Source organism: Streptomyces sp. NBC_01298 (genome assembly GCF_035978755.1).
Lineage (GTDB): Bacteria > Actinomycetota > Actinomycetes > Streptomycetales > Streptomycetaceae > Streptomyces.
Genome location: NZ_CP108414.1, coordinates 6948146 through 6971480, shown reverse-complemented (window position 1 = coordinate 6971480; position 23335 = coordinate 6948146). Strand labels below are relative to the sequence as shown.

The following is a 23335-nucleotide window of genomic DNA, read 5'->3' as shown; positions in this document are numbered from 1 at the left end:
TGTGGGCTACGTACACCCGACCGTATGAATCACGGCGCGATGCCGTGTCTGACCGCCCACAGCGCCGCCTGCGTACGGTCCGCGAGGTCCAGCTTCATCAGGATGTTCGATACGTGCGTCTTGACCGTCTTCTCCGAGAGGACCAGCGCGCGGGCGATCTCCCGGTTCGAGCGTCCGTCCGCTATGTGCTGCAGCACCTCGCGCTCGCGGTCCGTCAGGTTGCCGCCGCGGCCGGATGACGGGCCGGCGCCCTCCTCGGCGAGCAGTGCTCCGGCGACCTCCGGCTGGAGGAGGACGTGGCCCGCGTGCACCGAGCGGATGGCGGCGGCCAGGGCATCGGGGTCGATGTCCTTGTACACGTAGCCGGCCGCGCCCGCGCGCAGGGCCGGGACCACCGTGCGCTGCTCGGTGAAGCTGGTGACGATGAGCACGCGCGCCGGGTTCGCCAGCGTACGCAGCCTGCGCAGGGCCTCGATGCCGTCGGTGCCCGGCATCTTGATGTCCATGAGGATGACGTCGGGGCGCAGTTCCTCGGCTCGGTCGACGCCCTCGTCGCCGTCGGCGGCCTCGCCGACCACCTCGATGTCGTCCTGGACCTCCAGGAAGGTGCGCAGTCCCCGACGGACCACCTGGTGGTCGTCCACGAGCAGTACTTTGATGCCTCGCTCAGCCACCGGGTACCTCCAGTTCGATCGTGGTGCCGGTGCCGGGCTCGGACCGTACGGTGAGCCGGCCGCCGACTCCGGCGGCCCGGTCCCGCATGGAGACCAGGCCGAGGTGCCGGCCCGCCCGGCGGACGGTGGGAGGGGAGAAGCCGGAACCGTCGTCGGTCACCCGGAGCAGGGCCCCTCCGGTCTCGCGGCGGGTCAGGGTGACCTCGATCCGCTCGCCCGCCGAGTGGCGCAGGGCGTTGTGCAGGGCCTCCTGGGCCACGCGCAGGACCGCCTCCTCCTGGGCCGCGGGCAGGGCCCGTACGCCGTCGCAGGTGAAGGTGACGTGCGCGGTGTGGGCCCGGTCCAGGACCCGGACCTGGTTGCGGAGGGTCGCGATCAGGCCGTCCTCGTCCAGGGCGGCGGGGCGGAGCTCGGTGACGGCCTCGCGCAGTTCGTCGGCGGCCTCGGCCGCGAGGAGGGCGACCTGCTGGAGCTCGTCCTTGGCACGGGCCGGGTCGCGGTCCACCAGGGCGGCGGCGGCCTGGGCGGTGAGACGGAGGGAGAAGAGCTTCTGGCTGACCGCGTCGTGCAGCTCGTGGGCCAGGCGGGAGCGCTCCTCGGCGATGGTCAGCTCGCGGCTGCGCTCGTAGAGGCGGGCGTTGGTGAGGGCGATCGCCGCGTGCTGGGCGAGCAGGGAGAGGAGCTCCTCGTCCGCGTCGGTGAAGCCGCGTCCGCTGCCCGGGGCGCTTCGCTTGTTCGCGAGGAAGAGCGCGCCGAGGGTCTCCTCGCCGTCCCGGATGGGCATGCCCAGGAAGTCGGACATGTCGGGGTGGGCGGAGGGCCAGCCCTCGAAGCGCGGGTCCTCGCGCACGTCGGCCAGCCGCTCGGGGCCGTCCTCGTGCAGCATCGCGGCGAGGATGCCGTGCTGGCGGGGCAGCGGGCCGATCGCGCGCCACTGCTCCTCGCTGATGCCGTCCACGACGAACTGGGCGAAGCCGCCGTGGTCGTCCGGGACTCCCAGCGCCGCGTACTCGGCGTCGAGCAGTTCGCGGGCCGAGGCGACGATCGTGCGCAGCACGTCGCGGACCTCCAGCCGGCGGCTCATGGCGAGCAGTGCGGTGCTCACGGCGGCCAGGCCGCCCCCGCGGGGGCCTCGGGGTCCGCAGTGCATGGCCTCGCGCGAGTTCATGGCCTCACCGTACTCGCGGCGCCGGCCGGGCGGATCGGGCCCTGGGCGTAGGCCCGGCGGGGTCGTGGCCTAGGGCTCGGCCTAGGGCTCGGCCTAGGCCGAAGGGACCTGAAGGGGGGTGGCCCGTGGCCGAGGCGGCGGGGGTGGCCGGGTTCCTACGTTGGGGGCATCTGCCGGGCGGTTCGGAAGGCGAGGGTGCGGTCATGTCTGTGGCGATGGTGACGGGGGCGTCGAGGGGGCTGGGGCGGGCGGTGGCCGGGGAGCTGGCGGCCCGGGGCTGGGACCTGGTGCTGAGCGCACGGGGCGCGGGCCCGCTCGCGGAGGCCGGGGAGGCCCTGCGGGCCGCGGGGGCGCGGGTCTCGGTGGTGGCCGGGGACGTGTCCTCGGGGGCGCACCGGGCGGAGCTGGTGGCGGCGGCGCGGGCGCTGGGCGGGCTGGACCTGCTGGTGAACAACGCGGGCGTGCTGGGCGCGGAGCCGCTGGTGCCGCTGGCGGTGCACCCGCTGGAGGGGCTGCGCGAGGCGTTCGAGGTGAACGTGGTGGGACCGCTGGGGCTGGTCCAGGAGGCGCTGCCGCTGCTGCGGGCGTCGGCCGCCGGGGCGGTGCTGAACATCAGCTCGGACGCGGCGGTGGTGCCTTACCGGACCTGGGGCGGCTACGGGGCGACCAAGGCGGCGGGGGACCTGATGTCGGCGGTCCTGGCGGTGGAGGAGCCGGGGCTGCGCGTGTGGTGGGCGGACCCCGGCTCGATGCGGACGCGGATGATGGCGGCGGCCGAGCCCGGGGAGGACCTGACGGGGCTGCCGACTCCGCAGGAGGTGGCTCCGGTGCTGCTGACCCTGCTGACGGCACCCGCGCCCAGCGGGCGGTACACGGCCGAGGAGCTCGCCGGGTCGCGGGGGCGGCGCGACGGCGTGGAGGGCCACGCCGGGGCGGAAGGCCACGCCGACGGCGCCTCCGCGGCAGCCGGGGCGGACAAGGCGGACGGGGTGGAGCGGTGAGCGGGGAGCAAGGGCTACGGGAAAAGGGACTGTATATAAGGGACATTTCGCCGGGTCTTGCGGCCCGGGTTCCCGCCGAGCAGCGGGGGCCGGGCCGGGGGCGGGACTCGGTGCGGCTGCTGGTCTCGCAGGGCGCCTCCGAGGTGTCCCTGCGCGCCTTCCGGGAGCTGCCGGGGCTGCTGCGCGCCGGGGACGTGCTGGTGGTGAACACCTCGGTGACGCTGGCGGCCGCCGTCGACGGGCGGCTCGGCGGCGAGGAGCTCGTCGTGCACTTCTCCACGCACGGGAACGACGGCCGCTGGGCGGTGGAGCTGCGCGGCCGGGACCGGTTCGCACGGGGGACGACCGTGCCCCGGGCCGGCGGGCCCGCCGGGGGCGTCGTGGAGCTGCCGGGCGGGTGGCGCCTCGTACTGGAGGAGCCGCTGGTTCCGAGGGCGGACCGGCTGTGGTGGGCGCGGCCGGCACCGCCCGGGGGGCGTCCGGAGGAGGTGCCGGCGCTGCTGGGCTCGTACGGGCGGCCGATCCGGTACGCCTACACGGAGCGGGACCAGCCGCTGTCGGCGTACCAGACGGTCTTCGCGGTGCCCCGGGCCGACGGGGCGGGTTCGGCGGAGATGCCGAGCGCGGGCCGGCCCTTCACGGCGGAGCTGGTGGCGGAGCTGGTGCGCCGGGGGGTGCTGTTGGCCCCGCTGACCCTGCACACGGGGGTGGCCTCCCAGGAGGCGCACGAGCCGCCGTACCCGGAGCGGTACGAGGTGCCCGCGGTCACGGCCCGGCTGGTGAACGCGGCGAAGGCGGCGGGCGGGCGGGTGATCGGGGTGGGGACCACGGCGGTGCGGGCGCTGGAGTCGGCCGCCGGCGGGGACGGGGTGGTGCGGGCCGCCGGGGGCTGGACCGGCCTCGTCGTGACGCCGGAGCGCGGGGTGCGGGTGGTGGACGGGCTGCTGACCGGGCTGCACGAGCCCGAGGCCTCGCACCTGCTGATGCTGGAGGCGGTGGCCGGACGGGAGGCCGTACTGCGCGGGTACGCCTCAGCCGTAGCGAACCTGTGCCTTTGGCATGAGTTCGGAGACGTTCATCTGCTACTCAAGGATGAGAACGGTCACTGAGTGGATTGCTGCCGCAACGGTTGGTGAGATTGATACATGCCCGATGTGAGCCCGCACATAGGACGCACATCACTTACGAAGCTCCCTAGTGGACGCGTAAGGACCCTGTTAGCGCTGGTTTCGTATGCACCGGGCCCCGAAATCGGGGCCCGGTCGCGGGCCCTGATCCACTAAGCGGGATCGTACGTCACACCTTTGCCACAGGATTTTGCCACCGCTAAGAATTGCTCTCGCCGCACAGCGCCGCGGATCTCGGATCCGGCAGGCGCTTTCCTGCGGCCCCCGCTATTCGAAGAGGTTGCTACTCATGACCGAGACCACCACTCCCGGCCACAGTCGTCGTCTGACGAAGGCCCACAAGCTTTCCGTCGCCGGTGTAGCCACCCTGGGCGCCGCGGCCCTCGCCTTCTCCCTCGTGCCGGCCAACGCCGCCGAGACGCAGACGGTCGTCGCCGCTGCCCCGGTCGCCTGGTCCAAGGTCGTCGACGGCGCGCAGACGCAGGCCGTGCAGCAGCACCTCACCGTTCAGCAGGTCGTCGCGGACCAGCAGGCCAAGGTCGCGAAGGCCGCCCAGGCCGCCCAGGCCGCCAAGGACACAGCCGCGAAGGCCAAGGCCGAGGCGGACGCGAAGAAGGACCGCGAGCAGAAGGCGGCCGCCAGCCGTTCCGCGAACCGCGCGCCGGTCTTCGCGAACAACCTGGACGGCTGGATCAAGGAAGCCCTCTTCATCATGAAGCGGGAGGGCATTCCGGGCACCTACGCCGGGATCCACAAGAACATCATGCGCGAGTCCAGCGGTAACCCGATGGCGATCAACAACTGGGACATCAACGCCCAGAACGGCATCCCCAGCAAGGGTCTGCTCCAGGTCATCGCCCCGACCTTCAAGGCGTACCACGTCAAGGGCACCAAGTTCGACCTGTACGACCCGGTCGCCAACATCGTCGCGGCCTGCAACTACGCGGCCGACCGCTACGGCTCCATGGACAACGTCAACAGCGCCTACTAGGCCTCTGGCGTCCTTCCAGCCCCCCATGCGCCTCAGGGCGGCCCCGGTGTTCCGGAGCCGCCCTGAGGCGTTCGTGCGTGTTCGATCACCGGCGTGCCCGCCGGCTCACTTGCCCGCCGGCCTACTTGCCCGCGCGCATGACCTCGGGCTCGTGGCGGCGCAGCAGACGCTGGACGGCGAAGCCGCACGCGACGCCGAGGAGCAGCAGGATCGTGATGTTCAGGCCCCACTGGCCGGCCGTGGCGTCCCAGAGCGGGTCGGTGTTGGTCGGGTTCTCCGCGTCCCACGGCGGCATGAGCACCCCGAGGTTCAGCGTGGTGCCGGCGGCGGCGATCGCCCAGCGCGACGGCATCAGCCAGGCGAACTGCTCCAGGCCCGGGGAGTCGTAGACCTGGAAGAGGATGCCGGTGAACACGACCTGGACGATCGCGAACATGACGAGCAGCGGCATGGTCTTCTCGGCGGTCTTCACCAGCGAGGAGATCACCAGGCCGAACATCATGGACGTGAAGCCGAGCGCGATGACCGAGAGGCAGATCTCCACGGCCGGCGGCATCAGCAGACCCTCGGCGGGCAGGTCGCGCGGGTAGAAGCCGATCGCGCAGATGATCACGCCCTGGATGGCCGTGATGAACCCGAGGACGATCACCTTCGAGGCGAGGTACGCCGACCGGGACAGGCCGGTCGCGCGCTCGCGTTCGTAGATCACGCGTTCCTTGATCAGCTCGCGGACCGAGTTCGCGGCGCCCGAGAAGCACATGCCGACCGCGAGGATCAGCATGATCGTGCCGGCGTCGCCGTTGAAGCGGGACGGGGCCACGGGCGGCGCGAGCCCGAACTTCGCGGGGATGACGACGGAGACCACGCCGAGGACCGCCGGGAGGATCAGCATCAGCCCGATGAAGCCCTTGTCGGACGCGATGACCGACATGTAGCGGCGCATCAGCGTCCAGAGCTGGGAGCCCCAGCCCTGCGGCTTCGGCGGCCGGGTCTGCTGCACGGCGGGCTGCACCGACTGCGGGGCGACCGCGTCGATGTCGGCGGCGTAGAGCTGGTAGTGCTGCGAGCCCTTCCAGCGGCCGGCCCAGTCGTAGTCGCGGTAGCTCTCGAAGGCGGAGAACACATCGGCCCAGGTGGAGTAGCCGAAGAAGTTCAGCGCCTCGTCCGGCGGGCCGAAGTACGCGACCGAACCGCCCGGGGCCATGACCAGCAGCTTGTCGCAGATGGCCAGCTCGGCGACCGAGTGCGTGACGACGAGGACCGTGCGGCCGTCGTCGGCGAGGCCGCGCAGCAGCTGCATGACGTCGCGGTCCATGCCCGGGTCGAGGCCCGAGGTGGGCTCGTCCAGGAAGATCAGCGACGGCTTGGTGAGCAGCTCCAGGGCCACGGACACGCGCTTGCGCTGACCACCCGAGAGCGCGGTGATCTTCTTGTCCTTGTGGATGTCGAGCTTGAGCTCGCGCAGCACCTCGTCGATGCGGGCCGCGCGCTCGGACTCGGTGGTGTCCGCCGGGAAGCGCAGCTTGGCCGCGTACTTCAGGGCGGTGCGGACCCGCAGCTCCTTGTGCAGGATGTCGTCCTGCGGGACCAGGCCGATGCGCTGGCGGAGCTCCGCGAACTGCTTGTACAGGTTGCGGTTGTCGTACAGGACGTCGCCCTGGTTGGCCGGACGGTAGCCGGTCAGTGCCTTGAGCAGCGTCGACTTGCCGGAGCCGGAGGGGCCGATGACGCCGATCAGCGACTTCTCGGGGACGCCGAAGGTGACGTCCTTGAGGATCTGCTTGCCGCCGTCGACCGTGACCGTGAGGTGGCGGGCCGAGAAGGAGACGTCACCGGTGTCGACGAACTCCTCGAGGCGGTCGCCGACGATCCGGAAAGTCGAGTGGCCGACGCCGACGATGTCGTTCGGGCCGAGCAGCGCGGTGCCCGACTTCGCCAGCGGCTGGCCGTTGACGTAGGTGCCGTTGTGGCTGCCGAGGTCGCGGATCTCGAAGCGGCCGCCCGGCATCGAGTGGAACTCGGCGTGGTGGCGGGAGACCTGGAGGTCGGAGACCACCAGTTCGTTCTCCAGCGCACGGCCGATGCGCATGACGTGGCCCAGCGCGAGCTGGTGGAACGTCGTCGGGCTGCGGTGGTCGCCGTAGCCCGGGGTACCGCCGCCGCCCTGCTGCTGGGGCGGCTGGTGCTGCTGAGCCTGCTGCTGCGGGAACGGCTGCGCCTGGTGCGGCTGCTGGGCCTGCTGCTGCGGGAACGGCGGGGCCTGCTGCACCTGCTGTTCCCAGGCCTGCGGCTGCGCCTGCTGCGCCTGCGGCTGCTGCGCGTACGCCTGGGCGGCCGCCGGCTGCGGCGCCGGGGCGGCCGCGCCCGCGACGGGGTTCAGCCTCGGCCCGTCGGTGGCGTTGCCCAGGTGCACCGGCGTGCCGGGTACGAGCTCGGCGTGCTGGACCCGCGCCCCGCGCACGTACGTGCCGTTGGTGCTGCCGTGGTCCTCGATTCCCCAACCTCGCCCGTTCCAGGCGATGGTGGCGTGCCGCCACGACACCCGGGCATCATCGATCACCACATCTCCCTGGGGATCGCGCCCCAGCGAGTACGACCTGGACGAATCGAGCGTCCAGGTCCTTCCATTCAATTCCAGTACGAGTTCCGGCACTCCAGCCCCACTTAAGTCCCCCGAGAATCCCCCATGACGTCAGGGAGTCTAGGGATGGCGAACATCCGGGGGAACTATTTCAGGCGCACGGCCACAAGGGGAATCCGGCCCCGCCGGGGGTGTCCGAAAGGACGGACGGAGGGGGCCGAAAGACACCCGGAGAGTGCGATAAGGGGACTTCTCGCCCGCGTGCGGGCCGGGCCTCGCCCTCGGATCGGGACAGGTCCGCCCGGCAGGACGGCCCTGACAGCCGGAACGGCCGGTTTCGGCGTACGCTCGCCGGTCCCGACACAATGGTTATCGGACCATGGACGTCCGCTCCCCCACGCCCCCGCTCCACCCCCCAGGACTGCAATGACGCGTACAGACCACGCCGCGCGGACCGAGACCGAGCGACCTCCGCCGCCCGGCCCCCGGAGCTCCGCCCTCAGGGCCCGCCGGGCGCTGCGGCAGGGCCCGGCTGCCGCGCTGGTCTGGCTGCTGCCCGCGCTGGCCACCCTCGGCGCCGGCCTGTACCGGATCAGCACCCCGGTGCTGTGGCACGACGAGCTGGCGACCCTCACGGTGGTCCGCCGTCCCGTGGGCGCGCTGCTGGCCATGCTGCAGAACGTGGACGCCGTGCACGGCGCCTACTACCTGCTGCTGCACTACTGGATCGGTCTCTTCGGCGACTCCCCCGCGATGCTCCGGCTCCCCACCGTGCTGGCGATGGCCGCCTCGGCGGCCTGCGCGGCGCTCGCCGGCAAGCGGATGTTCGGTGCGCGCGCCGGACTGACCGGCGGCCTCCTCTTCGCGCTGATCCCGTCCGTCACCCGGTACGCGCAGGAGGCCCGGTCGTACGCCTTCGTGGTGCTGGTCGCGGCAGCGGCGCTGCTCCTGCTGCTGCGCGCCCTGGAGCGGCCCGGCCCGGTGCGCTGGCTCTGCTACGGGGCCTCGGTGGCGGCCGCCGGCTACTTCCACCTGGTGTCGCTGGTCTTCCTCGGCGCCCACGCGGTCGGCGTCGCCCTGTACTGGTGGAAGGAGCGGAGCCAGTGGCGGATCCCCGTCGGCTTCGTCCTGGCGGCCGGACTGGGCGTGGCCTGCACCTACCCGCTGATCACGCTGGGCGAGGGGCAGGCCGGCCGGCAGATCGGGTGGATAGCCAAGCCGCGGCCGGGCGACCTGGCGGAGGTCTGGCCGCAGATCTTCTCCAGCACGGCGATGGCTGCGGTGCTGTTCCTGGCCGCCGCGCTCGCCTGGGGCAGCGACCGCAGGCGGTCGGTGCTCTTCGGCACGGTCTCGGCGCTGCTGCCGGTCCTCGCGCTGTGGGCGATCTCGCAGCGGGCCGACGTCTCCTACTTCATGCCGAAGTACCTGTTCTTCGTACTGCCCGCGTGGGCGGTGCTGGCCGGCGCCGGCCTCGCGCTGGTCCGGGTGCGCGGGACGGTGGCGGCGCTGCTGGCGGTGGTGGTGCTGGTGGCCCCGGACCACGTGGCCGTGCACGGGCCGCTCTCGCACGGCGCGTACACCTACCCCGAGCCGGTCACCTGGTTCACGCCGCTGGACTACCGGGCGGCGGCGGAGATCGTCGCGGCGGGCTACAAGCCGGGCGACGCGGCGGCGTACGGGCAGCAGCAGTTCTCCCCGTGGTGGGGCGTGGACACCGGTGTCGCGTACTACCTGCCGTCGCGCGTCCACCTGCGGGACATGCTGACGGGCCAGAGCGGCGAACAGCTCAACGACCTGTGGCCGACCCTGTCCACCGACCCCGCCGCGACGCTGGACGCCGTCGCGCCCCCGCGGATCTGGCTGGTCTCCAAGGATGACGGCGGCGACCCCTTCTCGACCCTGCCGCCCCCCTACGCCAAGGTCCTCCAGGACCGGTACGCGCAGAAGAGCTACCGGCAGGTCTCCGGCATTTCCGTCGCCCTGCTCGTGCACCGCTGACATCCGGTCCCGGAGGGTGGGACGGGGGTCCTGAGCCGGGGGCGGGGAAGATACGGTGAGGGCACCATGAGCGCTTCGCAGACCTCCGACGTCCCCACCCTCCTCGTCAAGATCTTCGGCAAGGACCGTCCCGGGATCACCGCCGGGCTGTTCGACACCCTCGCCGCCTACTCCGTCGACGTCGTCGACATCGAGCAGGTCGTCACCCGGGGCCGCATCGTCCTGTGCGCCCTCGTCACCCACCCGACGGCCGGCACCGAGGGCGAGCTGCGGGCCACTGTCCACAGCTGGGCCGAGTCCCTCAAACTGCAGGCCGAGATCCTCTCCGGCACCGGTGACAACCGGCCGCGCGGAAGTGGCCGTTCGCACGTCACCGTGCTCGGGCATCCGCTCACCGCCGAGTCCACGGCCGCCATCGCCGCGCGGATCACCTCGACCGGCGGCAACATCGACCGCATCTTCCGGCTCGCGAAGTATCCGGTGACGGCCGTGGAGTTCGCCGTCTCCGGCACCGCGACCGAGCCGCTGCGCACGGCGCTGGCCACCGCCGCCGCGCAGATCGGCGTCGACGTGGCCGTGGTCTCGGCCGGGCTGCACCGGCGGGCCCAGCGCCTCGTCGTCATGGACGTGGACTCGACCCTGATCCAGGACGAGGTCATCGAGCTCTTCGCCGCGCACGCCGGCTGTGAGGCCGAGGTCGCCGAGGTGACCGAGCGGGCCATGCGCGGGGAGCTGGACTTCGAGCAGTCCCTGCACGCCCGGGTCGCGCTGCTGGCGGGGCTGGACGCCTCCGTGGTGGACAAGGTCCGCTCCGAGGTGCGCCTCACTCCGGGTGCGCGGACCCTGATCCGTACGCTCAAGCGCCTCGGGTACCAGGTGGGCGTGGTGTCCGGCGGGTTCACGCAGGTGACGGACGATCTGCGGGAGCGGCTCGGGCTGGACTTCGCCTCGGCCAACACCCTGGAGATCGTCGACGGAAAGCTGACGGGCAAGGTCACCGGAGAGATCGTGGACCGGGCCGGCAAGGCCCGGCTGCTGCGCCGCTTCGCCGCGGAGGCCGGCGTACCGCTGGCCCAGACGGTGGCCATCGGCGACGGTGCCAACGACCTGGACATGCTGAACGCCGCCGGGCTGGGCGTGGCCTTCTGTGCCAAGCCGGTGGTCCGCCAGGCAGCGCACACCGCGGTGAACGTGCCCTTCCTGGACGCGGTGCTCTACCTGCTCGGGATCACCCGCGAAGAGGTAGAGGCCGCCGACCTGGCGTGACGAAGACGTCCGGCTTCCTACGAGGCGGCGGGCCCCGGCACTTCCACAGTGCCGGGGCCCGCCGCGTCGGCGTGGCCGGTATGGGTCGGTGTGGTCGGCGGGGCGAGCGTGTCAGCCGTGCGGGGTCCAGAAGTCCAGCAGGGTGCCCACTCCGTGTTCCACGGACTTCCACGAGCCGGTGAAGGAGACGACGGCGATCCCGGAGGTCGGGAAGCCGCTGCGGTTCATCCGGGCGAGCGCATCGCCCTGCGCGCTCCCGGCGAGGGCGTCGGCCAGGGCGTGCATGCCGGGGTTGTGGCCGATGACGAGGAGGTTCTCGACCTCGTCGGAGGTCTCGTTGACCAGGGCGATGAGCTCGCCCAGCGAGGCCTCGTAGAGCCGTTCCTCGTACGTGGTCTTCGGCCGGTGCGGCAGCTCCTGGACGGCCAGCTTCCAGGTCTCCCTGGTCCGGGCCGCACTGGAGCAGAGGGCCAGGTCGAAGGTGATGCCGGTCTGGGCCAGCTTCTGGCCCGCGGCCGGGGCGTCGTGACGGCCTCGCTCCGCCAGGGGGCGGTCGTGGTCCGTGCCGTCCGACCATTCGGCCTTGGCGTGCCGGAGGAGGACGATCCTGCGGGGTGTGTCGGCGCTCATGGCTCCCAGCTTCGCATGAATCGAGCCACGGGGCGCAGGGTGTTGAGAGGGTCCCCCCGCAGGTGTGGCGGGTGTGGGGCGCACCCCGGCGCGCGGCCGCGCGGGCGGGCTCCCCGTGGCTGGCGCCTCGTCAGCCGACGGCGCTCAGCAGCCGTTCGGTGACGTGGACGAGCACGGAGCCGTCGCCGGAGGCCGCGTGGGCCGGGCCGGATCCGGCGAGGAGTATGAGCAGGAGGCCGAATCCGAGGGCGGGCAGGGCGAGCGCCCACCAGGGCAGCCGGGCCTCGGCCCCGGCGGCGCGGGGAGAGGACCGGTGGCGGGGGGCCTGGCCTGTGGGGGCCAGCTGCGTGGGGGCCGACATGGCCGCCTCCGTGGGTGCGTCGGACGGGCTCGCTCTTGCTCTTCGAATCTAAGGATTCGAGCTGGCGGTTCCCATCCGGGACGCACCCCAGATGTCCCTGAGCCTGACCCCCTAGGGGTTGGGGGGTTAACCCCACCCCCACGACGCTCCTACGGGGAGGCGAGGGTCGCGATGACGGCGATGACCACGGTCACCAGGAGCATCGCGCCCAGCACGAGGCCGAGCTTGCGGTGGCCGTTCTGGGGGTTCGGTTCAAGTACGGGCGACATGCCGATCAGTCTCGCATGCCGCATTCGTCCTCGATCGTGCGGTCCCGGCCCGCGAGGATCCCGAGCACGATCTGCGGGACGAGCAGACCGGCCATCAGGGCGAGGGGAAGGTCCCAGCCGCCGCTGTGCTGGTAGAGGACGCCGACGACGAGCGGTCCGGGGATGGAGATGAGGTACCCGGTGCTCTGGGCGAAGGCGGAGAGCTTGACCACGCCCGCCGGGGACTTGGCGCGCAGCCCGATCATCGTGATGACGAGCGGGAAGGCGCAGTTGGAGACGCCGAGCATCAGGACCCAGGCCCAGGCCCCGGCGGCGGGGGCGAAGTAGAGCCCGAGGTAGCCGGCGAGGCCGAAGAGGCCGAGGACGACCGCGATGGGCCCCTGGTTCTTCATCCGGCCCGCCAGGCCGGGGATGATGAAGGCCAGCGGGACGCCCATGACCATGGTGACGGCGAGCAGGATGCCCGCGGTGGAGGCGGAGACCCCGGCGTCGCGGAAGATCTGCGGGAGCCAGCCCATGGTGATGTACGCGCCCGTGGCCTGGAGCCCGAAGTAGCAGGCGAGGGCCCACGCGGTGCGGCTGCGCACGACGCCGGGTCCGGCGTCGGGGCGGGCGGCGGGTACGCCGGTGGCCGCGGCCTTCTCCTTGCGGGCCGCCGCGGCGATGGCCAGCCAGGGCAGGACGGCGACCAGGGCGAGGAAGGCCCAGACCAGCAGGCCGGTGCGCCAGCTGCCGCCGAGGCCCCGGGTCATCGGGACGGTCGCGGCGGCGGCGAGCGAGGTGCCGGCGGCCAGGGCCATGGAGTAGAGCCCCGTCATGGTGCCGACCCGGTCGGGGAACCAGCGCTTGACGATGACCGGGAGCAGCACGTTGGTCAGGGCTATGCCCGCCAGGGTCAGGGCGCTGGCCGCGAGGAATCCGGCGGCGTTGGTGGCGAAGGGCCGGATCAGCAGGCCCGCGGCGACGGCGGCCATGCCGGCGCAGACGACGGCGGCCGGGCCGAAGCGGCGGGAGAGCCGGGGCGCGGTGACGCCGAAGACGGCGAAGCAGAGGGCGGGTACGGAGGTGACGAGTCCGGCGACGGTCCCGCTCATGCCGAGGCCCTCGCGGGTCTCCTCGAACAGGGCGCCGAGGCTGGTGATGGCGGGCCGCAGGTTGAGGGCGGCCAGCACGATGCCGACGAGGAGCACGGGTCCGAGCCACGCCGGCTGCGGGGCGGCGGCGGGGGCGGGAAGGGACCGCGGGGCAGCCGTGCGGGCGGCCTGGGGCCGGTTCAGGGTCTGGACTTCTTCGTCGGGCATACAACCATCATAGAATCATGGGATGATTGGTTGTCCACCCCGCGGCCGTATCGTGACCCCCGCCCCCATCGCGCACGCCCCGAGAGGAACCCCGACCGCATGCCGCTGACCTCGCCCCGGCGATCCGCCCTCGTCGACCAGGTGATCGCCCAGCTCAGGAACCAGATCACCACCGGCGAATGGCCCGTGGGCTCCCGCATCCCGACCGAGCCGGAGCTCGTGGAGCTGATGGGAGTCGCCCGCAACACGGTCCGGGAGGCCGTCCGGGCCCTCGCGCACAACGGCCTCCTCGACATTCGCCAGGGCTCGGGGACCTACGTCATCGCCACCAGCGAGCTGGCCGGGGTCATGCACCGCCGCTTCGCCGGCGCCGACCCCCGGCACATCGCGGAGCTGCGCTCGACGCTGGAGTCCTCGGCGGCCCGTCTCGCGGCGGAGCGGCGGACCGCGCGGGACCTCGTACAGCTGGACGCGCTGCTGGCGCGGCGCGAGGAGGCGTGGCGGGGCGGGGACGCGGAGCCGTTCATCGCGGCGGACGTGGCCCTGCACATGGCGGTGGTGGCGGCCTCGCACAACGAGGTGCTGATCGAGCTGTACGCGGACCTCGGCGACCTGGTGGCCGACTGGCTGCGCACCGACGTGGGGACGGAGCTCGATCCCGCCTCGCACCTGGACCACGAGCGGCTGATCGAGGCGATCCGGCGCGGCGACGGGGACGCGGCGGCCTCGGAGGCGGCCGGCTACCCGTTCGTCTGCCTGGCCGAGGAGGGGCGGCGGCCCACGGGGGTCACTGCCGCTGGTGGCTGACCCAGGCGGAGCGGACTTCCTTCCAGCAGCGGCCGGAGAGCTCCACCCGGCCGGCCGGTCCGACGGCCACGGCGGCGCCGTCCCCGTCCACGTCCCACCAGCGGTCGCACTCCACGTGCAGGCGGACCAGGTCGGTCTGGGGGTAGCCGTTGTGGCAGAACGCCACCACCTGGGAGCCGTTGATCTCGGTGTCGCAGTCGGCCCCGAAGAGCTCCTTGGCGGGCTTCGCGGGCTGTACGGGCGGCTCGGCGGGGATCTGGGCCAGATCGACCACGGCCGGAGCCTGCACGTCCGTACCGGGCCCGGGGGCCTGGAGGTCGGTACCGGGCATCGGGGCCGGCCCCTCGTCCCGCGCGACGGCTCCCGGGAGCAGGAATCCGGTCAGGACCACCGAGGTGACCAGCAGGGATACCGCTCGGCTCCGCCTCGCGCGCACTCCCGTACCCCCTCCCCGCAGGAGCCGGGAAGATCCCGACAGGCCCAGTTTGCAGGGAAATGTCCTGATTTTCGACTCGGGAAGATCCGCTCCGGGGGCGGACATCTGATCGAGCCATCCCGTACGGCCCCCACCCCGCGCACCGGAACGGCGGCGGCCGCGCCTCCCGGAAGGGAAGACGCGGCCGCCGCCGTACGGATGGAACGGGCCGCCCGGATCGGGCGGAACGGAACGCTCGCGAGGGTCAGGCACCCACGGCGTGCAGGCCGCCGTCGACGTGGATGATCTCGCCGGTGGTGCTGGGGAACCAGTCCGACAGCAGGGCGACGACGCCCTTGGCGGCCGGCTCCGGGTCCGACATGTCCCAGGCCATCGGGGAACGCTGGTCCCAGATGTCCGCGAGGCCGGAGAAGCCCGGGATGGACTTCGCGGCCATCGAGCCGATCGGACCCGCCGAGATCAGGTTGCAGCGGATCTTCTCCTTGCCCAGGTCACGGGCGAGGTAGCGACTGGTGGCCTCCAGGGCGGCCTTGGCCGGGCCCATCCAGTCGTACTGCGGCCACGCGTACTGCGCGTCGAAGGTGAGGCCGACGACCGAGGCGCCCTCGTTCTCCGGGAAGAGCGGCTTGCAGGCCATGGTCAGCGACTTCAGCGAGAACGCCGAGACGTGCATGGCGGTGGCGACCGACTCGAACGGGGTGTTCAGGAAGTTGCCGCCGAGCGCGTCCTGCGGCGCGAAGCCGATGGAGTGGACGACGCCGTCGAGGCCGCCGAGCTCCGCACGGACGAGCTCCTCCACGCGGGCCAGGTGCTCGTCGTTGGTGACGTCGAGCTCGATCACCTTGGCGGGCTTGGGCAGCTTGCGGGCGATGCGCTCGGTCAGCGTCGGACGCGGGAACGCGGTGAGGATGACCTCGGCGCCCTGCTCCTGAGCCAGCTTGGCGACGTGGAAGGCGATGGAGGACTCCATCAGCACCCCGGAGACGAGGATGCGCTTGCCGTCGAGAATTCCGCTCATGGTGATCAGTGACCCATGCCCAATCCGCCGTCAACGGGAATGACGGCACCAGTGATGTACGCGGCGTTGTCGGACGCCAGGAAGCTGACAGCGGCCGCGATCTCCTCGGGCTGCGCGTAGCGCCCCAGGGGCACCTGGCCGACGATGCCGGCCCGCTGCTCGTCGGTGAGCACCTTCGTCATGTCGGTGTCCACGAAGCCGGGCGCGACGACGTTGAAGGTGATGTTGCGGGAGCCCAGCTCGCGGGCGAGGGAACGGGCGAAGCCGACCAGCGCCGACTTGGAGGCGGCGTAGTTGGCCTGACCGGCCGAGCCGAGGAGGCCGACGACCGAGGAGATCAGGACGACGCGGCCCTTCTTGGCACGGAGCATGCCGCGGTTCGCGCGCTTGACCACCCGGAAGGTGCCGGTGAGGTTGGTGTCGACCACCGAGGCGAAATCGTCCTCGGACATGCGCATCAGCAGCGTGTCCTTGGTGATGCCGGCATTGGCCACCAGGACCTCGACCGCGCCGTGCGCGTCCTCGACCTGCTTGTAGGCCTGGTCGACCTGGTCGGAGTCCGTGATGTCGCAGCGGACCGCCAGGACGCCCAGGGCCGTGAGCTCCGCGGGGGGCTCGCCCGACCGGTACGTGATCGCGACCTTGTCCCCCGCTTCCGCGAAGGCTCGGGCGATGGCGAGGCCGATGCCCCGGTTACCTCCGGTGACGAGAACCGAGCGGCTCAACGGATCACCCTTTCGACTAGCGGTCTGAATACCAAAAACCTATAGGTCAAGTACCCCTTACGGAGAATCCGGCTCCGACAGGGCCTCGGTACGCGCTCTGTCGAGTCCCTACAGAAAGATGTAGGCACCGCGAGCCCCGGCGCGACATGATCGTGCCAGCTGCCCCAACCCCCGGGAGGACCTCCGTGCCCCATTCCATCGACGCGGCCTTCACCGCGCTGCCCTTGCGGGCGCTCGCCGACGCGGCGCTCGCGCGGGCGCGCGCGCTGGGCGCCGATCACGCCGATTTCCGGCTGGAACGCATCCGCAGCGCCTCCTGGCGGCTGCGCGACGCCAAGCCCTCCGGCGGTTCCGACACCACGGACCTCGGCTACGCGGTCCGCGTGGTGCACGGGGGCAGCTGGGGGTTCGCCTCCGGCGTGGACCTGACCATGGACGCCGCCGCCAAGGTGGCCTCGCAGGCCGTGGCCATGGCGAAGCTCTCCGCCCAGATCATCAAGGCGGCCGGATCGGACGAGCGGGTCGAGCTCGCCGCCGAGCCGGTGCACGCCGACAAGACCTGGATCTCCGCCTACGACGTGAACCCCTTCGAGGTTCCCGACACGGAGAAGGCCGCGCTGCTCGCCGACTTCAGCGCGCGCCTCCTGGCGGCCGACGGGGTGGCCCACGTGGACGCCTCGCTGCTCGCGGTCCACGAGAACAAGTTCTACGCCGACACCGCGGGCACCTCCACCACCCAGCAGCGGGTCCGCATCCACCCGCAGCTCACCGCCGTCTCCGTGAACGCCACCACGGGCGAGTTCGACTCGATGCGCACCATCGCCCCGCCGGCCGGGCGCGGCTGGGAGTACCTGACGGGCACCGGCTGGGACTGGAACTCCGAACTGGAGGCGATCCCCGGGCTGCTCGCCGAGAAGATGCGGGCGCCGAGCGTCGAGGCCGGGCGCTACGACCTGGTCGTGGACCCCTCGAACCTGTGGCTCACCATCCACGAGTCCATCGGCCACGCCACCGAGCTGGACCGGGCGCTGGGCTACGAGGCCGCGTACGCCGGGACCTCCTTCGCCACCTTCGACCAGCTGGGCAAGCTGGCGTACGGCTCCCCGATCATGAACGTGACGGGCGACCGGACCGCCGAGCACGGGCTGGCGACCATCGGGTACGACGACGAGGGCGTCGAGGCGCAGAGCTGGGACCTGGTCAAGGACGGCACCCTGGCCGGCTACCAGACGGACCGGCGGATCGCGAAGCTGACCGGCCTCGGCCGTTCCAACGGCTGCGCCTACGCCGACTCCCCCGGGCACGTGCCCGTCCAGCGCATGGCGAACGTCTCGCTCCAGCCGGATCCGGGCGGACTCTCCACCTTGGACCTGATCGGCGGGGTGGAACGCGGGATCTACGTGGTCGGCGACCGCTCCTGGTCCATCGACATGCAGCGCTACAACTTCCAGTTCACCGGGCAGCGCTTCTTCCGCATCGAGAACGGGAAGCTCGCCGGGCAGCTGCGCGACGTCGCCTACCAGGCCACGACCACGGAGTTCTGGGGCTCGATGGAGAAGGTCGGCGGTCCGCAGACCTACGTCCTGGGCGGCGCCTTCAACTGCGGCAAGGCCCAGCCGGGCCAGGTCGCGGCGGTCTCGCACGGCTGCCCGTCCGCGCTGTTCCGCGACGTGAACATCCTGAACACCACGCAGGAGGCCGGGCGATGAGCTCGTCGATTCGTACCACCAAGCCCCATGAGATCGTCGAGCGCGCGCTGGAGCTGTCCACCGCGGACGGCTGCGTCGTCATCGCCGACGAGGAGTCCAGCGCGAACCTGCGCTGGGCGGGCAACGCCCTGACCACCAACGGGGTCACCCGCGGCCGGACCCTCACGGTCATCGCGACCGTCGACGGCAAGGAGGGCACGGCCTCGGGGGTCGTCTCGCGCTCCGCCGTCACGGCCGCGGAACTGGAGCCGCTGGTCCGGGCCGCCGAGGCGGCCGCCCGCGGCGCCGGACCGGCGGAGGACGCCCGGCCGCTGGTCACCGGCACCCCGTCCTCACCGGACTTCGCCGACGCCCCCGCCGAGACCTCCTCGGCGGTGTTCGCGGACTTCGCCCCGGCCCTCGGCGAGGCCTTCGCCCGGGCCCGCGCGGGCGGCCGCGAGCTGTACGGGTTCGCCAACCACGAGCTGGTCTCCACCTACGTGGGCACCTCTACGGGGCTGCGCCTGCGCCACGACCAGCCCAACGGCACCCTGGAGCTCAACGCGAAGTCCCCGGACCGCCAGCGCTCCGCCTGGGCCGGCCGGGCGACGCGGGACTTCAAGGACGTGGACCCGACCGCGCTGGACGCGGAGCTGGCCGTCCGGCTCGGCTGGGCGGAGCGGAAGATCGACCTGCCGGCCGGACGGTACGAGACGCTGCTGCCCCCCACGGCCGTGGCCGACCTGGTGATCTACCAGATGTGGTCGGCGGCGGCCCGGGACGCGGTGGAGGGCCGGACGGTCTTCTCCAAGCCCGGCGGCGGCACCCGGATCGGCGAGCGGCTCTCCCCGCTGCCGCTGAACCTGCGCAGCGACCCGAACGCGCCGGGCCTGGAGTCCGCGCCGTTCGTCATCGCGCACAGCTCCGGGGACGACGCCTCCGTCTTCGACAACGGCCTGCCGGTCCCGGCGACCGAGTGGATCAAGGACGGCGAGCTGGCCCGGCTGACCACGACCCGGCACACGGCGGAACTGACCGGGCTGCCGGTCGCCCCGTCGTTCGGGAACCTGATCCTGGACGCGGGCGGGGAGAAGTCGCTGGAGGAGATGGTCGCCGCCACCGAACGCGGGTTGCTGCTGACCTGCCTCTGGTACATCCGCGAGGTGGACCCGGCGACGCTGCTGCTCACCGGGCTCACCCGGGACGGCGTCTACCTGGTGGAGAACGGCCAGGTCGTCGGCGAGGTCAACAACTTCCGGTTCAACGAGTCCCCCGTGGACCTGCTGTCCCGGGCCTCGGAGGCCGGGCGGACCGAGAAGACCCTGCCGCGCGAATGGAACGACTGGTTCACCCGGACCGCGATGCCGGCGCTGCGCATCCCGGACTTCAACATGAGCTCGGTCAGCAAGGGCGTTTGATCAACCGAGTCTGATCAACGGCGTCCGACCAACGGGATGGATCAACAAAGCGTGAGAGGTGCGGGCCTTCCCCGCCTAGACTGGCGGGGAAACCTCAGCTTTCCGTTTTCACCTCGTTTCACCTCGTTGCATCTCGTTCAAGGAGACCCAGAACCGTGACGGACATCGTCGACGAACTGAAGTGGCGCGGGCTCTTCGCCCAGTCCACCGATGAAGAAGCGCTGCGCAAGGCCTTCGCGGACGGTCCCGTCACGTTCTATTGCGGCTTCGACCCGACGGCGGCCTCGCTGCACGTGGGTCACCTGGTGCAGGTCCTCACCGTGCGCCGGCTCCAGCAGGCGGGCCACCGTCCGCTGGCGCTGGTCGGCGGGGCCACCGGGCAGATCGGCGACCCGCGCCCGACCGCCGAGCGCACCCTGAACGACCCGGAGACCGTCGCGAACTGGGTGACGCGCCTGCGCACCCAGATCGAGCCGTTCCTGTCCTTCGAGGGCGAGAACGCGGCGCTCATGGTCAACAACCTGGACTGGACGGCGGGCCTGTCCGCCATCGAGTTCCTCCGGGACATCGGCAAGCACTTCCGCGTGAACAAGATGCTGACGAAGGACTCGGTCGCCAAGCGGCTGGAGTCCGACCAGGGCATCAGCTACACGGAGTTCAGCTACCAGCTGCTCCAGGGCATGGACTTCCTGGAGCTGTACCGCCGGCACGGCTGCGTGCTCCAGCAGGGCGGGTCCGACCAGTGGGGCAACCTGACGGCCGGTCTCGACCTGATCCACCGGGTGGAGCCGGACGCGCACGTCCACGCCATCGCGACCCCGCTGATGGTCAAGGCGGACGGCACCAAGTTCGGCAAGTCCGAGAGCGGCGCCGTCTGGCTCGACCCGGAGATGACCACCCCATACGCGTTCTACCAGTTCTGGCTGAACGTGGACGACCGTGACGTCTCCACCTACATGCGCATCCTGTCCTTCCAGACCCAGGAAGAGCTGGAGGCGCTGGAGGCGCAGACCGCCGAGCGGCCGCAGGCGCGTGCCGCCCAGCGGGCGCTGGCGCAGGAGCTGACCACGCTGGTGCACGGCGCCGACCAGTGCGCCGCCGTGATCGCGGCGTCCAAGGCGCTGTTCGGCCAGGGCGAGCTGGCGGACCTGGACGAGGCCACGCTGGCCGCGGCCCTGTCCGAGCTGCCGCACGCGAAGGTGGCGGAGCCGGGCCTGGTCATCGACCTGCTGGCGGAGACCGGACTGGTCGCGAGCAAGTCGGCGGCCCGCCGGACCGTCAAGGAGGGCGGCGCCTACGTGAACAACGTGAAGGTCGCCTCCGAGGACGCGGTCCCCGCCAAGGAGGACCTGCTGCACGGGCGCTGGCTGGTGCTGCGCCGCGGCAAGAAGAACCTGGCGGCGGTCGAGGTCACCGGCTAGGGCCGGCTCGCCACCCCCGAACCTCGCAGGCACGACGGAGGGGCCGGCCCGGACACTGTGTCCGGGCCGGCCCCTGCGTCGTGCTCCGCCGCGGAGGCGGGCGGGAGCCCTCGGTCTCAGGTCATCTGCTTCTTGCCGCCGCGCAGCGAGCTGTAGATCAGGTCGCCGAGCCCGACCACGACCACGGCTCCGGCGAGCTGCAGCAGGTGCCGGATCCAGTCGACGCCGCGCGTCTCGTTGACGCCGATCCACGTGGCCACGGCGTTGCCGAGGACGGCGCCGATGATGCCGAAGATGGTGGTCAGCCAAAGGGGCTGGTGCTGCTTGCCCGGCAGGATCGCCCGGGCAATCAGTCCCAGTACAAAGCCGACGATGATCGCCCACAACCAACCCATGTCGAGCCTCCTCCTGGCGCGTTGTGCGCATGTGGGCCCAGTCTCGACCCGTCCGGCCTACTGCGCATTTCGGGCACCTCCATTCGGGGGACACCCCCTCTGCCCGTCGGCGGGCACGCGGCGTACCGTGGAGGCGTCCGGGCCGGGGAGTGTCCGGCGATCGATCGGGTGGTGGGTTGTGGAGCGGACGAAGCGGAACGGGTCCGAGGTCTTCCGGATCACGGGGGCGCGGATGAGCCTCGCCGAGGACGTACGGGGACGCCAGCGCCGGTACGTGATCTCGATGCTGATCCGGACCCTGTCGGTCATCGCGACGATCGTGTTGTGGAACGTGCAGCGGCCCGTGGCCGTCGTGACGCTCGTCGCGGGGGCGCTGCTGCCGTACATCGCGGTGGTCATCGCCAACGCGGGGCGCGAATCGACGCCCTCCCTGCCGTCCCACTTCGTTCCGGCGCCCGTGCGCCCCGCGGTGGGTGACGGAAACCTCAAGAAAAGCTCAGATCAATCATGAAGTTCCAGTGCACCGCACCGGGTCCTGCGTGACATACTGCCTACGCGCTCCGCATCCCCCGTCGGAGCGACGGACCGACGCCGGGCAGCTCCCCCCGTGGCTGCTCGGCGTCGCCATTCCGTCTTAGGGTTGAGCCGTGACTCCCCTAGACGCACTCATGAACGACTCTTCCGCCGCGGAAGCGCCCACCTGTTCCGCCAAGGCCTGCCGCGAGGCGGCCGTCTGGGTCCTGGCGTGGAACAACCCGAAGCTACACACCCCCGAGCGCCGCAAGACCTGGCTGGCGTGCGAGGAGCACCGCGAGCACCTGTCCCAGTTCCTGGGGGTCCGCGGTTTCCTCAAGGACGTCGTGAAGCTCGACGAGTGGGAAGCGCCCGAGGGCTCGCAGCGGCCGTAGCCACCGCGAGCCCTCGGGTTCGCTCGAAACCGCCGGTCAGGGCGGTGCGGGATCAGCCGCCGATCGCCGACATCGGGCGGTCGGGCTGCAGGAAGGTCGGGTCGTCGAGGCCGGACCCGGCCTTCTTGCCCCACATCGCCACCTTCCACAGGCGGCCGATCTCCTCGTCCGGGGCGCCCGAGCGCAGGGCGGCGCGCAGGTCGGACTCCTCGGTGGCGAAGAGGCACGTACGGATCTGGCCGTCGGCCGTGAGGCGCGTACGGTCGCAGGCTCCGCAGAAGGGGCGGGTGACCGAGGCGATGACGCCGACGGTGGCCGGACCGCCGTCGACGACCCAGCGCTCGGCCGGGGCGGAGCCCCGCTCCTCGGAACCCTCCTCGGTGAGGGTGAAGCGGGTGCGCAGGGATTCCAGGATGTCACCGGCGGTGATCATGCCGTCGCGCTTCCAGCCGTGCTGGGCGTCGAGCGGCATCTGCTCGATGAAGCGGAGCTCGTACTCGTTCTCGACGGCCCAGGCCAGCAGGTCGGGGGCCTCGTCGTCGTTGAGTCCGGGCATCAGCACGGCGTTGACCTTGACGGGGGTGAGGCCGGCGTCGCGGGCGGCGGCCATGCCCTCGATGACGTCCTTGTGGCGGTCGCGCCGGGTCAGGGTCTTGAAGACCTCGGGCCGCAGGGTGTCCAGGGAAACGTTTACCCGGTCCAGGCCGGCGGCCTTGAGGGCCTGCGCGGTGCGCTTGAGGCCGATGCCGTTGGTGGTCAGCGACATCTTGGGGCGGGGCTCCAGGGCCGCGCACTGCTCGACGATCCCGACGAGGCCGGGGCGGAGCAGCGGTTCGCCGCCGGTGAAGCGGACTTCCTTGATGCCGAGCTGGGTGACCGCGATGCGGATCAGGCGGACGATCTCGTCGTCACTGAGCAGATCCGATTTGCCGAGCCACTGCAGACCCTCCTCGGGCATGCAGTAAGTGCAGCGCAGATTGCACCGGTCGGTGAGTGAGACGCGCAGGTCAGTGGCTACGCGGCCGTAGGTGTCGAGAAGCACTGTAAGCCCCCTCCCCTGTCCGGTTTGTAGAGGTTCGCGCCGTGATGGATGAGAGTACGAGCGCTATCAACGAGCCTACGCGACACCCGTGACTTGTAGGGGTGCCCGAA

The 23335-nt window shown here is 71.7% G+C and carries 23 protein-coding genes; 11 read left to right on the top strand and 12 right to left on the bottom strand.

Annotated elements, in window-relative coordinates:
* Positions 1–29: 29 nt before the first annotated feature.
* Positions 30–674 carry a response regulator gene (locus tag OG730_RS31695; protein ID WP_327307441.1) on the bottom strand — a complete coding sequence of 215 codons (645 nt, stop codon included), beginning with the start codon at positions 672–674 and terminating at the stop codon, positions 30–32.
* On the bottom strand, positions 667–1824 hold the full coding sequence (locus OG730_RS31690; RefSeq protein WP_327309504.1) for a GAF domain-containing sensor histidine kinase: 1158 nt from the start codon (positions 1822–1824) through the stop codon (positions 667–669). Before OG730_RS31690 ends, OG730_RS31695 begins: the two co-directional genes overlap by 8 nt.
* A 221-nt stretch (positions 1825–2045) precedes the next feature.
* Here OG730_RS31690 and OG730_RS31685 point away from each other — a divergent pair, with 221 nt between their 5' ends.
* The 3 genes from OG730_RS31685 to OG730_RS31675 all read left to right on the top strand — a co-directional run bounded on the left by OG730_RS31685 (position 2046) and on the right by OG730_RS31675 (position 4961).
* Positions 2046–2843, top strand: coding sequence for an SDR family NAD(P)-dependent oxidoreductase (locus tag OG730_RS31685; protein WP_327307440.1), 798 nt, complete (start codon positions 2046–2048; stop codon positions 2841–2843).
* Complete coding sequence (locus OG730_RS31680) at positions 2840–3952, top strand: S-adenosylmethionine:tRNA ribosyltransferase-isomerase (RefSeq protein ID WP_327307439.1); 1113 nt, start codon at positions 2840–2842, stop codon at positions 3950–3952. Before OG730_RS31685 ends, OG730_RS31680 begins: the two co-directional genes overlap by 4 nt.
* Positions 3953–4259: 307 nt before the next feature.
* Positions 4260–4961, top strand: a complete 702-nt coding sequence (locus tag OG730_RS31675; RefSeq protein WP_327307438.1) for a transglycosylase SLT domain-containing protein — start codon at positions 4260–4262, stop codon at positions 4959–4961.
* 121 nt (positions 4962–5082) lie between these two features.
* On the opposite strand, the gene OG730_RS31670 is transcribed toward OG730_RS31675, so the two are convergent.
* Complete coding sequence (locus tag OG730_RS31670) at positions 5083–7614, bottom strand: ABC transporter ATP-binding protein/permease (protein ID WP_327307437.1); 2532 nt, start codon at positions 7612–7614, stop codon at positions 5083–5085.
* Positions 7615–7968: 354 nt separating this feature from the next.
* Here OG730_RS31670 and OG730_RS31665 point away from each other — a divergent pair, with 354 nt between their 5' ends.
* Together OG730_RS31665 and serB are read left to right on the top strand one after the other, a co-directional pair.
* On the top strand, positions 7969–9540 hold the full coding sequence (locus tag OG730_RS31665) for a glycosyltransferase family 39 protein (RefSeq protein WP_327307436.1): 1572 nt from the start codon (positions 7969–7971) through the stop codon (positions 9538–9540).
* Positions 9541–9606: 66 nt separating this feature from the next.
* Entirely contained in the window at positions 9607–10806 is a 1200-nt protein-coding gene (gene serB, locus OG730_RS31660; protein WP_327307435.1) for a phosphoserine phosphatase SerB, read from the top strand.
* Positions 10807–10917: 111 nt separating this feature from the next.
* Here the strand turns inward: serB and OG730_RS31655 are convergent, their stop codons facing one another.
* From OG730_RS31655 to OG730_RS31640, 4 genes are all read right to left on the bottom strand, one after another.
* A complete protein-coding gene (locus tag OG730_RS31655) occupies positions 10918–11436 on the bottom strand; it encodes a SixA phosphatase family protein (RefSeq protein ID WP_327307434.1) in 519 nt (172 codons plus the stop codon).
* 130 nt (positions 11437–11566) lie between these two features.
* Positions 11567–11797: a hypothetical protein gene (locus OG730_RS31650; RefSeq protein WP_327307433.1), complete on the bottom strand. Its 231-nt coding sequence runs from the start codon at positions 11795–11797 to the stop codon at positions 11567–11569.
* A gap of 149 nt (positions 11798–11946) precedes the next feature.
* On the bottom strand, positions 11947–12066 hold the full coding sequence (locus OG730_RS31645; protein WP_327307432.1) for an SGM_5486 family transporter-associated protein: 120 nt from the start codon (positions 12064–12066) through the stop codon (positions 11947–11949).
* Positions 12067–12071: 5 nt separating this feature from the next.
* Complete coding sequence (locus tag OG730_RS31640; protein WP_327307431.1) at positions 12072–13367, bottom strand: CynX/NimT family MFS transporter; 1296 nt, start codon at positions 13365–13367, stop codon at positions 12072–12074.
* A 99-nt stretch (positions 13368–13466) separates the two neighbouring features.
* Here OG730_RS31640 and OG730_RS31635 point away from each other — a divergent pair, with 99 nt between their 5' ends.
* Positions 13467–14174, top strand: a complete 708-nt coding sequence (locus OG730_RS31635) for a FadR/GntR family transcriptional regulator (protein WP_327307430.1) — start codon at positions 13467–13469, stop codon at positions 14172–14174.
* On the opposite strand, the gene OG730_RS31630 is transcribed toward OG730_RS31635, so the two are convergent.
* From OG730_RS31630 to fabG, 3 genes are all read right to left on the bottom strand, one after another.
* Positions 14155–14610, bottom strand: a complete 456-nt coding sequence (locus OG730_RS31630; protein ID WP_327307429.1) for a hypothetical protein — start codon at positions 14608–14610, stop codon at positions 14155–14157. The genes OG730_RS31635 and OG730_RS31630 overlap by 20 nt on opposite strands.
* A 244-nt stretch (positions 14611–14854) precedes the next feature.
* Positions 14855–15628, bottom strand: a complete 774-nt coding sequence (gene fabI, locus OG730_RS31625; RefSeq protein ID WP_327307428.1) for an enoyl-ACP reductase FabI — start codon at positions 15626–15628, stop codon at positions 14855–14857.
* A 5-nt stretch (positions 15629–15633) separates the two neighbouring features.
* Entirely contained in the window at positions 15634–16353 is a 720-nt protein-coding gene (gene fabG, locus OG730_RS31620; protein ID WP_327307427.1) for a 3-oxoacyl-[acyl-carrier-protein] reductase, read from the bottom strand.
* A 185-nt stretch (positions 16354–16538) separates the two neighbouring features.
* Between fabG and OG730_RS31615 the strand changes: the two genes are divergently transcribed.
* The 3 genes from OG730_RS31615 to tyrS all read left to right on the top strand — a co-directional run bounded on the left by OG730_RS31615 (position 16539) and on the right by tyrS (position 20880).
* Positions 16539–18062 (top strand): TldD/PmbA family protein, encoded by a 1524-nt coding sequence (locus OG730_RS31615; RefSeq protein WP_327307426.1) that lies wholly within the window; start codon positions 16539–16541, stop codon positions 18060–18062.
* Positions 18059–19459, top strand: coding sequence for a metallopeptidase TldD-related protein (locus OG730_RS31610; RefSeq protein WP_327307425.1), 1401 nt, complete (start codon positions 18059–18061; stop codon positions 19457–19459). The genes OG730_RS31615 and OG730_RS31610 overlap by 4 nt, the downstream gene beginning before the upstream one ends.
* Before the next feature lie 155 nt (positions 19460–19614).
* Positions 19615–20880, top strand: coding sequence for a tyrosine--tRNA ligase (gene tyrS, locus OG730_RS31605; RefSeq protein ID WP_327307424.1), 1266 nt, complete (start codon positions 19615–19617; stop codon positions 20878–20880).
* A gap of 116 nt (positions 20881–20996) precedes the next feature.
* On the opposite strand, the gene OG730_RS31600 is transcribed toward tyrS, so the two are convergent.
* Complete coding sequence (locus OG730_RS31600; RefSeq protein ID WP_327307423.1) at positions 20997–21275, bottom strand: GlsB/YeaQ/YmgE family stress response membrane protein; 279 nt, start codon at positions 21273–21275, stop codon at positions 20997–20999.
* 178 nt (positions 21276–21453) lie between these two features.
* Between OG730_RS31600 and OG730_RS31595 the strand changes: the two genes are divergently transcribed.
* Positions 21454–21786, top strand: coding sequence for a DUF3099 domain-containing protein (locus OG730_RS31595; protein ID WP_327307422.1), 333 nt, complete (start codon positions 21454–21456; stop codon positions 21784–21786).
* Between the two features lie 157 nt (positions 21787–21943).
* Positions 21944–22183 carry a hypothetical protein gene (locus tag OG730_RS31590; RefSeq protein WP_327307421.1) on the top strand — a complete coding sequence of 80 codons (240 nt, stop codon included), beginning with the start codon at positions 21944–21946 and terminating at the stop codon, positions 22181–22183.
* A gap of 52 nt (positions 22184–22235) precedes the next feature.
* Here OG730_RS31590 and moaA read toward each other — a convergent pair whose 3' ends face one another.
* Positions 22236–23225: a GTP 3',8-cyclase MoaA gene (moaA, locus tag OG730_RS31585; RefSeq protein ID WP_327307420.1), complete on the bottom strand. Its 990-nt coding sequence runs from the start codon at positions 23223–23225 to the stop codon at positions 22236–22238.
* Positions 23226–23335: the final 110 nt, after the last annotated feature.

Coding starts and splice junctions, on each gene's coding strand:
- OG730_RS31690 (WP_327309504.1), bottom strand. CDS start 1,824: ATGCACTGCGGACCCCGAGGCCCCCGCGGGGGCGGCCTGGCCGCCGTG.
- OG730_RS31655 (WP_327307434.1), bottom strand. CDS start 11,436: ATGAGCGCCGACACACCCCGCAGGATCGTCCTCCTCCGGCACGCCAAG.
- OG730_RS31635 (WP_327307430.1), top strand. CDS start 13,467: ATGCCGCTGACCTCGCCCCGGCGATCCGCCCTCGTCGACCAGGTGATC.
- serB (WP_327307435.1), top strand. CDS start 9,607: ATGAGCGCTTCGCAGACCTCCGACGTCCCCACCCTCCTCGTCAAGATC.
- OG730_RS31685 (WP_327307440.1), top strand. CDS start 2,046: ATGTCTGTGGCGATGGTGACGGGGGCGTCGAGGGGGCTGGGGCGGGCG.
- OG730_RS31650 (WP_327307433.1), bottom strand. CDS start 11,797: ATGTCGGCCCCCACGCAGCTGGCCCCCACAGGCCAGGCCCCCCGCCAC.
- OG730_RS31640 (WP_327307431.1), bottom strand. CDS start 13,367: ATGCCCGACGAAGAAGTCCAGACCCTGAACCGGCCCCAGGCCGCCCGC.
- OG730_RS31600 (WP_327307423.1), bottom strand. CDS start 21,275: ATGGGTTGGTTGTGGGCGATCATCGTCGGCTTTGTACTGGGACTGATT.
- OG730_RS31645 (WP_327307432.1), bottom strand. CDS start 12,066: ATGTCGCCCGTACTTGAACCGAACCCCCAGAACGGCCACCGCAAGCTC.
- OG730_RS31665 (WP_327307436.1), top strand. CDS start 7,969: ATGACGCGTACAGACCACGCCGCGCGGACCGAGACCGAGCGACCTCCG.
- fabI (WP_327307428.1), bottom strand. CDS start 15,628: ATGAGCGGAATTCTCGACGGCAAGCGCATCCTCGTCTCCGGGGTGCTG.
- OG730_RS31610 (WP_327307425.1), top strand. CDS start 18,059: ATGAGCTCGTCGATTCGTACCACCAAGCCCCATGAGATCGTCGAGCGC.
- OG730_RS31675 (WP_327307438.1), top strand. CDS start 4,260: ATGACCGAGACCACCACTCCCGGCCACAGTCGTCGTCTGACGAAGGCC.
- OG730_RS31590 (WP_327307421.1), top strand. CDS start 21,944: ATGAACGACTCTTCCGCCGCGGAAGCGCCCACCTGTTCCGCCAAGGCC.